The following is a 12,085-nucleotide window of genomic DNA, read 5'->3' as shown; positions in this document are numbered from 1 at the left end:
GACGAAGTCGCTCAGGGGGTGCCTATTTTTCCTCTCCAGTCATCTTGCGATACCACAGCGGATGATGGTACTTGGCCCAGGCGCGGTTCACCGTGCCGTAGACCATGGCCCGGAAAGTGCCACGGGTCCAGATGGCGGCATAGACGTGCAGCAGGATCAGGCCGAGCAGCGCAAAGGCCGAGACGGCATGCAACACCACACTGGCGCGTACCAGCTCGATGGGCAGATTCCACCAGGCACGCCACATCAGCACGCCCGACACGGTCAGACCCAGCATGGAAGCCACCAGCAGCCAGAACAGCAGCTTCTGTCCGCCGTTGTACTTGCCCTGTTCGGGCATGACATGGTGGTCCTTGGTGACCAGTTGCGGTGCTTCCTTGAGCCACTGCCGGTCGCGTGCCTCCATGATGTTCAGCCGCCAGAAGCGGATGACCATCAGGATGAAGGCCAGCGCCATCACCACCCCGATATAGGGATGGAGAATGCGGGTCCAGGGGCCGCCACCGAACAGCTGCGTCAGCGGGAAAAAGGCCGGATGGAAGAAAGCCAGGCCGGACAGGGCCAGCAGCACGAAGCTGATGGCCACCACCCAGTGGTTGGCGCGCTCGGAAGCGGTGTAACGCTTCAAGTCACGGGGGCTGCGCTTCATTGTGCGTCCTCCTTGTCCAGCATGGCCTGTTCCTGGCGCTCTTCTTCACGCTCGAGTTCCGCGGGCACCTCGTGCGGGCCCTTGGTCACGTAGTGGAAGAAGCTGCCGACGGCCGCCACGCCCAGCGCGGCCAGGGCCAGCGGCTTGGCAACGCCCTTCCACAGCGAGACCATGGGACTGATCTTGGGATCGTCCGGCAGGCCCTTGTAGAGCGAAGGCTTGTCGGCATGGTGCAGCACATACATCACGTGCGTGCCGCCCACGCCTGGCGGGTCGTACAGGCCGGCCTTGTCGAAGCCTCGGCGGTTCAGGTCGGCAATGCGATCCGCTGCATGGTCCTTCATCGCCTCCTTGGTGCCGAACTGGATGGCGCCAGTGGGGCAGGTCTTGACGCAGGCCGGTTCGCGGCCCACGGCCACGCGGTCGGAACACAGGGTGCACTTGTACGCCTTGTGGTCCTTCTTGGAAATGCGCGGCACGTTGAACGGGCAGCCGGTCACGCAGTAGCCGCAGCCCACGCAGTTTTCCTGCTGGAAATCCACGATGCCGTTGCTGTACTGCACGATGGCGCCTGGCGACGGGCAGGCCTTGAGGCAGCCCGGGTCTTCGCAGTGCATGCAGCCGTCCTTGCGGATCAGCCATTCCAGGTTGCCCGTGGCCTCGTTTTCGTACTCGGTGAAGCGCATGACGGTCCACGAATCGGCCGTGAGGTCGGTCGGGTTGTCATACACGCCGGCCGCGGCCGTGCCAATGTCGTCGCGCAGATCGTTCCACTCCATGCAGGCGGTCTGGCAGGCCTTGCAGCCTATGCACTTGGAGACGTCGATCAGCTTGGCCACTTCGCCAGAGTACGCTTGGCGCTCGCTGGGCGAAGGGGTGGTCGTCGCCGAGCGACGCTTGATATCGAGAGAGTGTGTAGAAGACATCAGCTACTCCTTAGGCCTTTTCCACCTTCACGAGGAAGGTTTTGGATTCTGGTGTGTTGCTGTTGCCGTCACCAATCGATGCCGTCAGATTGTTGGCCATATAGCCCTTGCGTCCGGTCGACGAGAAGCCCCAGTGGATGGGGATGCCGACGTGGTGCACGGTCTTGCCTTCGATCTGCATGGACTTGAGGCGCTTGGTCACCACAGCCGCTGCCTTGATGAAACCCCGCTTGGAGCTCACCTTGACCTGCTGGCCGGTGGCAATTCCCAGTTCCTGGGCCAGCGTTTCGCCTATTTCGACGAACTGTTCGGGCTGAATGATGTTGTTCAGCTGAACGTGCTTGGTCCAGTAGTGGAAGTGCTCGGTCAGGCGGTAGGTGGTGCCCACGTGCGGGTACTCGGCGGCCGTGCCGTCCGTGCCCTTGGTGGATTCCAGCACCCGCGCCGCAGGGTTGATGACCGCCAGCTTGTTCTTGGGGTACATCGGGTTGTAGCCCAGCGGGTTGTCAAACGCCTCGTAGTGCGTGGGGAACGGACCTTCGTTCATGCCCTTGCGTGCAAAGAAGCGCGCCACGCCTTCGGGGTTCATGATGAACGGGCCCACGGTGGCCGGGTCCATCGTCACCGCGATGTCGGGCACGTCGGCGCCAGCCCAGGCCTTGCCGTTCCACTCGATCAGCTTGCGCTTGGGGTTGAACGCCTTGCCTTGCAGGTCGCAGGATGCACGGTTGTAGAGCACGCGGCGGTTGGCCGGCCAGGCCCAGGCCCAGTTCAGCGTATTGCCCACACCCGTCGGGTCGGAGTTGTCGCGGCGTGCCATCTGGTTGCCCGAGGACGTCCAGCTGCCCGCCCAGATCCAGCAACCGCCCAGCGTGGTGCCGTCGTCGCGCATTTCGCCAAAGCCGGCCAGCTGCTCGCCCGCCTTGCGGATGAGCTTGGTCGGGTCCTTGGGGTCGAACAGGTCGACCAGGGCGCGGCCGTTGTACTCCTTGGCAATTTCTTCCGAGGAGGGATGGCCCGCCTGGGCGTAAGGCCAGTAGAGGTTGGCGATGGGGTCGGCGAACTTGCCGCCGTCCTTGGCGTAGGCTGCTTTCAGGCGCAGGTGCAGGGCCGACATGATGGCCACGTCGGTCTTGGCTTCGCCCGGTGGCTCGGCCGCCTTCCAGTGCCATTGCAGCACGCGCGACGAACTCACCACGGCGCCGTCTTCCTCGGCGAAGCAGGTGGTCGGCAGGCGGAAGACTTCGGTCTGGATGGCCGCGCTGTCCACATCGTTGAACTCGCCGTGGTTCTTCCAGAACTCGGACGTCTCGGTGATCAGCGGATCCATCACCACCAGGAACTTGAGCTTGGACAGGCCGTTGCGCACGTTGTTGCTGTTGGCCAGCGCGGCGAGCGGGTTGAAGCCCTGGGCAATGTAGCCGTTGACCTTGCCCTGGTTCATCATGTCGAAAATCTGCAGCATGTCGTACTGCTTGTCGAGTTTCGGCAGGTAGTCGAAGGCCCAGTTGTTCTCGGCCGTGGCCGCGGGACCGTACCAGGCCTTCATCAGGCTCACATGGAACTTGGGCGTGTTCGACCAGTAGTTCATCTGCCCCGGGCGCATGGCCTTGGGCGTGCGCGCGGCGATGTACTGCTGGTAGTCCTGCTCGGCTTCGTTGGCCAGGGTCAGGTAGCCGGGCAGGCTGCCCGACAGCAGGCCCAGGTCGGTGAGGCCCTGGATGTTGGAGTGACCGCGCAAGGCATTCATGCCGCCGCCAGCCACGCCGATGTTGCCCAGCAGCAGCTGGATCATCGCGCCGGTGCGCAGGATCTGCGAACCGGTGGTGTGCTGGGTCCAGCCCAGGGCGTAGAGGATGGTGGCGACGCGACCGGCCTGGGCCGTCGAGGCCAGCTGTTCGCAGACATGCTTGAACTTGGCCTGGGGCGTGCCGCAGATGCTCTCGACCTTTTCAGGGGTGTAGCTGGCGTAGTGGCGCTTGAGCCATTGGTACACGCAGCGTGGGTGCTGCAGCGTCTCGTCGACCTGCACGAAGCCGTCGGCGTCGAGATCGTAGTCCCACGAGGACTTGTCGTACGTACGCTTTTCCGGGTTGTAGCCCGAGAAAATGCCTTCGTCGAACGCGAAGTCCTCCTTCACGATGTAGGTGAAGTCGGTGTAGTTCTTGACGTATTCGTGGTGAATCTTGTCGTTGGTGAGCAGATAGTTGATCACGCCACCGAGGAACACGATATCGCTGCCCGACCGGATGGGGGCATAGAAATCGGCGACCGAAGCCGAACGGTTGAAGCGCGGGTCGACCACCATGAAGTGCGCATTGTTGTGCTCCTTCGCTTCGGTCACCCATTTGAAGCCGCAGGGATGGGCTTCAGCGGCATTGCCGCCCATGATCAAAATAACGTCCGCGTTCTTGATGTCGACCCAATGGTTCGTCATCGCTCCACGGCCAAACGTCGGGGCAAGACCTGCCACCGTCGGGCCGTGTCAGACACGTGCTTGGTTGTCGAATGCAAGAAGGCCCCAGGAGCGGGCCACTTTGTGCGTGATGTAGCCGGCTTCGTTGCTGGAGGCCGAAGCGGCCAGCATGCCGGTGGTGAGCCAACGGTTGACCGTCTGGCCCTTGTCGTTCTTCTCGACAAAGTTGGCGTCGCGGTCGTCCTTGAGCAGCTTGGTGATGCGGGTCAGCGCTTCGTCCCAGGACATGCGCTTCCATTCGCTGGAACCGGGCGCACGGTATTCGGGGAACTTGAGGCGGTGCGGGCTGTGGACGAAATCCAGCAGCGACGCGCCCTTGGGGCACAGCGTGCCGCGGTTGACCGGGTGGTCAGGGTCGCCCTCGACGTGGATCACCGACAGCTTGGCGTTTTTTGCGCCGTCGCCCAGCGAGTACATCAGGATGCCGCAACCTACCGAGCAGTAGGTGCAGGTTTGGCGCGTGACGGTGGTCGCGGCCAGCTTGAACTGGCGCACCTCAGCGAGCGCGGCCGTGGGCGAGAAGCCCATGACCGCCAGGCTGGATGCGGCCAGACTGGAGCCAGTCACTTTCATGAACTGGCGTCTGGAAAATTGCACCATGGGGGTACCTTTTTTAATTGACGCTTGTGCGTCAGATTCTAGAAGTAACAAATGAATCTGAAGTTTCGAAGCGCGGCTGCCGCACGCCCTTGGTCGGGTTCTCTTATCTGCTTGACATGCGGTGTCAAGCCATTCTTGTAGGGTGTAGGTTTTATACAAGACCTATTTGCACCCTGTTTCTACTTTATTGATGCGTTACGTCGCTTATCTGTCGCAGTCCGGCGTGCTTTGGGTTTGGCAAAACGTTGTATCTGATTTTGAGTTTTCAGTAATTACTGAAAATTAAAGATAAATCAACGACCGATATTCGGTCGCTGTCCGCAGGCCGCGCTGCGGCGGCGTGCGGACAACGCGCTCGGACCCGGTTCAGTCCTGCGAGGAAGGAGGGCGCGGCAGGCTCTGGGCAGCGGTCGCCGGCGCGGCGTCGCGGTCGTCGTCGGCCTTCAAATCCTGGCTGAACAAATCCCAGACGGCCACGAACAGCGCGGCGATCAGCGGGCCGATGACGAAGCCCGTCAGACCGAACAAGGCCATGCCGCCCAGGGTGGAAATCAGCACCAGATAGTCCGGCAGCTTGGTGTCCTTGCCCACCAGCAGGGGGCGCAGGATGTTGTCCACCAGGCCGATCACCAGCACGCCGTAGGCCGCGAGGATGACGCCTTTGGCGATGTCGCCCGTGGCCAGGAAGTACAGCGCCACCGGGCCCCAGATCAGACCGGCGCCGATGGCGGGCAGCAGCGACAAAAAGGCCATGACCACGCCCCACAGCACCGGTCCTTCGATGCCCAGCAGCCAGAAAATCAATCCACCCAAGGCGCCCTGGGCGGCCGCGACCGCGAGATTGCCCTTGACGGTGGCGCGCACCACGGTGGTGAACTTGCTGGCCAGCGCGATCTTGTGGTCCTGCTCCAGCGGCACGGCGTCACGGATGCGCCGCGCCAGCTGCTTGCCGTCGCGCAGCAGGAAAAACAGCAGGTACAGCATGATGGCAAAGCTCACCAGGAAGCCCAGCGTGTTCTGTCCTATGCCCACGGCCTGGGTGGCGGCGATCTTGCTGGCCTGCACGGCCACGCTGGAGAGCTTTTCCTGGATGGAGCTGATCGACGTGAGGCCCAGCTTGTCCAGCGCCTGGGTAGCCCAATGGGGCAGGGCGGAGATGATTTGCTGGAAGTACGCGCCGATATTGATCTCGCCGGTGCTGAGGTTTTGATAGATCAACGCGGCTTCGTGCACCAGCGAGGCGCTGATCAGCACCAGCGGCAGGATCACGATGATCAGGCACAGGACCAGCGTGACCAGTGCCGCCCAGGTCGGCTGGCGCGGCATGCGTGCCAGCAGGCGGGCGTGCATGGGCGCAAACAGGATGGCCAGCGCCACGCCCCAGAAGATGGCGCCGAAGAAAGGCCACAGGATGGCGAGAAAGCCGGCAGTGACAACGCACAGTAGCAATAGAAAGACGCGGTGGTTGAGGGAAGTGCTTTTCATGGGTGCTGCGGCTGTGAATACATATCTGAATGTAATCGAGTCGCGAATGCAGCTGTGTAGGCGGGCTTGCCGGCTGGACAACTGGTTCGGTGGCACAATGGCGGTCGCAACAAGGCCCTTCCCCATGCCACAGTCGCATCCGCCAATCGGTACAGCCGTGTCGCGGAAGGTTCACCAACCAGCTAATGCTTTCCCAAGGAAAGCTGAGGTCAGCGGAATATGAGCGATCAGACAACTGTCTATCAAGCCTACCAAGGCAATACCTATCTTTTCGGCGGCAATGCGCCTTATGTCGAAGAGATGTATGAGAACTATCTTGCCAATCCTGGCAGCGTGCCCGATTCCTGGCGCGAATACTTTGATGCGCTGCAGAACGTGCCCGCAGTCGACGGCTCCAACGCCCGCGACGTGCCCCACCTGCCTGTCGTCAATGCATTCGCCGAGCGCGCCAAGCAAGGCGGCACCCGTGTCGTCGTGGCTTCCGGTGCTGACTCCGAGCTGGGCCGCAAGCGCACTGCCGTTCAGCAGCTGATCGCCGCTTACCGCAATGTCGGTCAACGCTGGGCCGATCTCGATCCGCTCAAGCGCACCGAGCGCCCCTCCATCCCCGAACTCGAGCCCTCGTTCTACGGCTTCAGCGACGCCGATCAAGAGACGGTGTTCAACGTGGGCAATACCTTCTTCGGCAAGGAAACCATGTCGCTGCGCGAGTTGCTCAACTCGCTCAACGAAACCTACTGCGGCTCCATCGGCGCCGAGTACATGTATGCCACCGACCAGAACCAGAAGCGCTGGTGGCAGCAAAAGCTCGAAGCGATTCGCAGCAAGCCCCAGTTCGACGCCGCCAAGAAAAAGCGCATCCTCGACCGCCTGACGGCAGCCGAAGGCCTGGAGCGTTTCCTGCACACCAAGTACGTGGGCCAGAAGCGCTTCTCGCTCGAAGGCGGTGAAAGCTTCATCGTCGCCATGGACGAGCTGATCCAGTCGGCCGGCTCCAAGGGCGTGCAGGAAATCGTCATCGGCATGGCCCACCGCGGCCGCCTGAACGTGCTGGTGAACACCCTGGGCAAGACGCCCCGTGACCTGTTCGCCGAATTCGACCACACGGCTCCCGAAGAACTGCCATCGGGCGACGTCAAGTACCACCAGGGCTTCAGCTCCGACGTGTCGACGGTTGGCGGCCCAGTGCATTTGTCGCTGGCGTTCAACCCCTCGCACCTGGAAATCGTCAACCCCGTGGTTGAAGGTTCGGTGCGTGCGCGCATGGACCGTCGCGGCGACCCCCACGGCAAGCAAGTGCTGCCCGTGCTGGTGCACGGCGACGCGGCCTTCGCAGGCCAGGGCGTGAACCAGGAAACCCTGGCACTGGCCCAGACCCGTGGTTACACCACCGGCGGTACGGTCCACCTGATCATCAACAACCAGATCGGTTTCACCACCTCCGACCCCCGCGACACGCGCTCGACGCTGTACTGCACCGACATCGTCAAGATGATCGAGTCGCCCGTGCTGCACGTCAACGGCGATGATCCTGAAGCCGTGGCGCTGGCGATTCAGCTGGCCCTGGAATTCCGCATGGAATTCGCCAAGGACGTGGTCGTGGACATCGTCTGCTTCCGCAAGCTGGGCCACAACGAACAGGACACGCCTGCTCTGACCCAGCCGCTGATGTACAAGAAGATCGCTGCCCACCCCGGCACGCGCAAGCTCTACGCCGACAAGCTGTCCGCGCAAGGCATGGGCGAGACCCTGGGCGACGACATGGCCAAGGCTTTCCGCGCAGCGCTGGACGAAGGCAAGCACACGGCTGATCCCGTGCTGACCAACTTCAAGAGCCAGTACGCTGTCGACTGGAGCCCCTTCCTGGGCAAGCCCTGGACGGACGCTGGCGACACCGCCATTCCTCTGACCGAGTGGAAGCGCCTGGCCGAGAAGATCACCACCATCCCCGCGACGGTCGCTCCGCACGCGCTGGTGAAGAAGGTTTATGACGACCGCGCAGCCATGGGCCGCGGCGACGTGAACGTGGACTGGGGCATGGGCGAGCACATGGCTTTTGCTTCGCTGGTCGCTTCGGGCTACCCCGTGCGTCTGTCGGGCGAAGACTGCGGTCGCGGTACCTTCACCCACCGCCATTCGGTGATCCATGACCAGAAGCGCGAAAAGTGGGACACCGGTTCCTACGTGCCTTTGCAGAACGTGGCCGACAACCAGGCTCCGTTTGTCGTCATCGACTCGATCCTGTCGGAAGAAGCCGTGTTGGGCTTCGAATACGGCTACGCATCGAACGATCCGAACACCATGGTCATCTGGGAAGCCCAGTTCGGCGACTTCGCCAACGGCGCCCAGGTCGTGATCGACCAGTTCATCGCTTCGGGTGAAGTCAAGTGGGGCCGCATCAACGGCCTGACACTGATGCTGCCCCACGGCTACGAAGGCCAGGGCCCGGAGCACAGCTCTGCGCGTCTGGAACGCTTCATGCAGCTGGCTGCCGACACCAACATGCAGATCGTGCAGCCGACCACGGCCAGCCAGATCTTCCACGTGCTGCGTCGCCAGATGGTGCGCAACCTGCGCAAGCCCCTGGTGATCATGACGCCCAAGTCGCTGCTGCGTAACAAGGATGCGACTTCGCCGCTGTCCGAGTTCACCTCCGGTGGCTTCCAGACCGTGATCCCCGAGCAGAACGCCGCTGTCGTGGCCAATGCCGCCAAGGTCAAGCGCGTGATCGCTTGCTCGGGCAAGGTGTACTACGACCTGGTGAAGAAGCGTGCCGAGCGCGAGCAGGACGATGTGGCCATCATCCGTGTGGAACAGGTCTATCCCTTCCCGCACAAGGTGTTCGCTGCCGAACTCAAGAAGTACCCCCAGGCTACCGACATCGTGTGGTGCCAGGATGAGCCACAGAACCAGGGCGCCTGGTTCTTCATCCAGCACAACATCCACGAGAACATGCTCGACGGTCAAAAGCTCGGTTACTCCGGTCGCGCTGCATCCGCTTCGCCGGCCGTGGGTTACTCGCATCTGCACCAGGAACAGCAAAAGTCGCTGGTCGAAGGCGCATTCACCAAGCTCAAGGGTTTTGTTCTGACCAAGTAAGGCCGGAAACCCGAAATCAGTACAAACCTTTTGGAAAGAAACACCATGGCTATCGTAGAAGTCAAAGTCCCCCAGCTGTCCGAATCCATCGCTGAAGCAACCATGCTCACCTGGAAGAAGAAGGTCGGCGAAGCCGTCGCAGTTGACGAAATCCTGATCGAGATCGAAACCGACAAGGTGGTGCTCGAAGTGCCGGCGCCCGCCGCTGGCGTGATCACGGCCATCCTGCAAGGCGACGGCGCCACGGTGACGGCCGAGCAACTGATCGCCCAGATCGACACCGCCGCCGTGGCGGGTGCCGTGGCACCTGCCGCCGCTGCTGCCCCCGCAGCCGCTGCTCCTGCTGCCGCCGCCGCTCCTGCTGCCGCTGGCAACAAGGGTGACGTCGCCATGCCTGCCGCTGCCAAGCTGCTGGCCGAGAACAACCTGTCGGCCGCCAACGTGGCTGGCTCGGGCAAGGACGGCCGCGTGACCAAGGGCGACGCCCTGGCCGCGATCAAGGGTGGCGTGCAATCCACCGCCGCCGTGATCCCCACCGGCGTGCCTACCAAGGCGCTGCCCCAGGTGTCCGCACCTGCGAGCAAGCAAGACCTGGGCGAGCGTCCAGAGCAGCGCGTGCCCATGACCCGTCTGCGTGCCCGCGTGGCCGAGCGTCTGCTGCAATCGCAGTCGACCAACGCCATCCTGACCACGTTCAACGAAATCAACATGGCGCCCGTGATGGCCATGCGCAAGAAGTTCCAGGACGACTTCACCAAGGAACACGGCGTGAAGATGGGCTTCATGTCCTTCTTCGTCAAGGCCGCTGTGCACGCGCTGAAGAAGTACCCCGTGCTGAACGCTTCGGTCGACGGCAACGACATCGTCTACCACGGCTACTTCGACATCGGTATCGCTGTCGGTTCGCCCCGCGGCCTGGTGGTGCCTATCCTGCGCAACGCCGACCAGATGAGCTTTGCCGACATCGAGAAGAAGATTGCTGAATTCGGCCAGAAGGCCAAGGACGGCAAGCTGGGCCTGGACGACATGACCGGCGGTACGTTCTCGATCTCCAACGGCGGCACTTTCGGTTCGATGATGTCCACTCCCATCATCAACCCGCCCCAGTCGGCCATCCTGGGCGTGCACGCGACCAAGGACCGTGCCGTGGTCGAAAACGGCCAGGTCGTGGTGCGTCCCATGAACTACTTCGCCATGTCCTATGACCACCGCATCATCGACGGCCGCGAAGCCGTTCTGGGCCTGGTCGCCATGAAGGACGCGCTGGAAGATCCCGCACGTCTGCTGTTCGACCTGTAAACCCTGCGCTGGTTAGGTCAACTGGCCATCCTTGAAACCCACCCCCCAGCGGCCCCGCATCTTGCGGCGCAACGCCCGGCGGTGGGTTTTTTCCCAAATGCATTCAGAGAGTATTGAGATATGAGCAAGCAATTTGACGTCATCGTGATCGGCGCCGGCCCCGGCGGATACATCGCAGCGATTCGCGCGGCCCAACTGGGCTTCAACGTCGCCTGTATCGACGAATGGAAGAACGAAAAGGGCGGTGCTGCTCCTGGCGGCACCTGCACCAACGTCGGCTGCATCCCCTCCAAGGCGCTGCTGCAGTCGTCCGAGCATTTCGAACATGCCAAGCTGCACTTTGCCGACCACGGCATCTCCACCGGCGAAGTCGCCATGGACGTCGCCAAGATGATTGGCCGCAAGGACGCCATCGTCAAGCAGAACAACGACGGCATCCTGTACCTGTTCAAGAAGAACAAGGTCACCTTCTTCCACGGCCGCGGCTCCTTCGTGAAGGCAGTCGACGGCGGCTACGAAATCCGCGTGGCAGGCAAGGAAGAAGAAGTCCTGACGGGCAAGCAGATCGTGGTCGCCACGGGCTCCAACGCCCGCGCACTGCCTGGCGTGCCGTTTGACGAAGTCAACGTGCTGTCCAACGACGGCGCGCTGCGTCTGGGCACCGTGCCCGCCAAGATGGGCCTGATCGGCGCCGGCGTGATCGGCCTGGAAATGGGTTCGGTCTGGCGCCGTCTGGGCACGGAAGTGACCGTGCTCGAAGGCATGGACAAGTTCCTGCCCGTGGTCGACGAGCAGATCGCCAAGGAAGCCAAGAAGGCTTTCGACAAGCAAGGTCTGAAGATCGAAACCGGCGTCAAGGTCGGCGACATCCAGGTCAGCGACAAGGGCGTGACCGTGGCCTACACCAACGCCAAGGGCGAAGCCCAGACGCTGGCCGTGGACAAGCTCATCGTCTCCATCGGCCGCTCGGCCAACACCATCGGCCTGAACGCCGAAGCCGTGGGCCTGGCCCTGGACGAGCGCGGTGCCATCGTGGTGGACGACGACTGCAAGACCAACCTGCCAGGCGTGTGGGCCGTGGGTGACGTGGTGCGCGGCCCCATGCTGGCGCACAAGGCGGAAGAAGAAGGCGTGGCCGTGGCCGAGCGCATGGCTGGCCAGCACGGCCATGTGAACTTCGCAACCCTGCCTTCCGTGATCTACACCAGCCCCGAAGTGGCATGGGTGGGTCGCACCGAGCAGCAGCTCAAGGCCGACGGCGTCAAGTACAAGGCCGGCACTTTCCCGTTCCTGGCCAACGGCCGCGCGCGCGCACTGGGCGACACGACCGGCATGGTCAAGTTCCTGGCCGATGCCGAGACCGACGAAATCCTGGGCGTGCACATGGTCGGCCCGATGGTGTCCGAGCTGATTTCCGAAGCCGTGGTGGCCATGGAGTTCAAGGCATCGAGCGAAGACATCGCCCGCATCTGCCACGCCCATCCTTCGCTGTCGGAATCGACCAAGGAAGCGGCTCTGGCCGTGGACAAGCGCACGCTGAATTTCTGAGCG

At 62.6% G+C, this 12,085-nt stretch carries 7 protein-coding genes; 3 read left to right on the top strand and 4 right to left on the bottom strand.

The window, feature by feature from the left end:
• Nucleotides 1-22 precede the first annotated feature (22 nt).
• From N0K08_RS20745 to N0K08_RS20730, 4 genes are all read right to left on the bottom strand, one after another.
• A complete protein-coding gene (locus N0K08_RS20745; protein ID WP_261502311.1) occupies nt 23-649 on the bottom strand; it encodes a formate dehydrogenase subunit gamma in 627 nt (208 codons plus the stop codon).
• The gene (fdxH, locus tag N0K08_RS20740) at nt 646-1,575 is read right to left on the bottom strand and encodes a formate dehydrogenase subunit beta (RefSeq protein WP_261502310.1); all 930 of its coding nucleotides are present in this window, start codon (nt 1,573-1,575) and stop codon (nt 646-648) included. The genes N0K08_RS20745 and fdxH overlap by 4 nt, the downstream gene beginning before the upstream one ends.
• A 10-nt stretch (nt 1,576-1,585) precedes the next feature.
• On the bottom strand, nt 1,586-4,651 hold the full coding sequence (gene fdnG / locus N0K08_RS20735) for a formate dehydrogenase-N subunit alpha (RefSeq protein ID WP_261502309.1): 3,066 nt from the start codon (nt 4,649-4,651) through the stop codon (nt 1,586-1,588).
• A gap of 366 nt (nt 4,652-5,017) precedes the next feature.
• A complete protein-coding gene (locus tag N0K08_RS20730; protein ID WP_261502308.1) occupies nt 5,018-6,136 on the bottom strand; it encodes an AI-2E family transporter in 1,119 nt (372 codons plus the stop codon).
• A gap of 219 nt (nt 6,137-6,355) precedes the next feature.
• On the opposite strand from N0K08_RS20730, the gene N0K08_RS20725 reads away from it, so the two are divergent.
• The 3 genes from N0K08_RS20725 (at nt 6,356) to lpdA (ending at nt 12,082) form a co-directional block, all read left to right on the top strand.
• A complete protein-coding gene (locus N0K08_RS20725) occupies nt 6,356-9,235 on the top strand; it encodes a 2-oxoglutarate dehydrogenase E1 component (protein ID WP_261502307.1) in 2,880 nt (959 codons plus the stop codon).
• A 45-nt stretch (nt 9,236-9,280) separates the two neighbouring features.
• Nucleotides 9,281-10,534 carry a 2-oxoglutarate dehydrogenase complex dihydrolipoyllysine-residue succinyltransferase gene (odhB, locus tag N0K08_RS20720; protein ID WP_261502306.1) on the top strand — a complete coding sequence of 418 codons (1,254 nt, stop codon included), beginning with the start codon at nt 9,281-9,283 and terminating at the stop codon, nt 10,532-10,534.
• A gap of 120 nt (nt 10,535-10,654) precedes the next feature.
• Nucleotides 10,655-12,082 (top strand): dihydrolipoyl dehydrogenase, encoded by a 1,428-nt coding sequence (gene lpdA / locus N0K08_RS20715; RefSeq protein WP_261502305.1) that lies wholly within the window; start codon nt 10,655-10,657, stop codon nt 12,080-12,082.
• The last annotated feature ends 3 nt before the right edge of the window (nt 12,083-12,085 follow it).

This window comes from Acidovorax bellezanensis (genome assembly GCF_025421555.1).
Lineage (GTDB): Bacteria > Pseudomonadota > Gammaproteobacteria > Burkholderiales > Burkholderiaceae_C > Comamonas > Comamonas bellezanensis.
Note: the sequence above shows the minus strand (reverse complement) of the source record. Positions and strands in the feature narration are given on the sequence as shown.

Bases quoted from the DNA above. Each gene is read 5' to 3' on its own strand.
- odhB (WP_261502306.1), top strand. From the start codon at position 9,281: ATGGCTATCGTAGAAGTCAAAGTCCCCCAGCTGTCCGAATCCATCGCT.
- fdxH (WP_261502310.1), bottom strand. From the start codon at position 1,575: ATGTCTTCTACACACTCTCTCGATATCAAGCGTCGCTCGGCGACGACC.
- lpdA (WP_261502305.1), top strand. From the start codon at position 10,655: ATGAGCAAGCAATTTGACGTCATCGTGATCGGCGCCGGCCCCGGCGGA.
- N0K08_RS20745 (WP_261502311.1), bottom strand. From the start codon at position 649: ATGAAGCGCAGCCCCCGTGACTTGAAGCGTTACACCGCTTCCGAGCGC.
- N0K08_RS20725 (WP_261502307.1), top strand. From the start codon at position 6,356: ATGAGCGATCAGACAACTGTCTATCAAGCCTACCAAGGCAATACCTAT.
- N0K08_RS20730 (WP_261502308.1), bottom strand. From the start codon at position 6,136: ATGAAAAGCACTTCCCTCAACCACCGCGTCTTTCTATTGCTACTGTGC.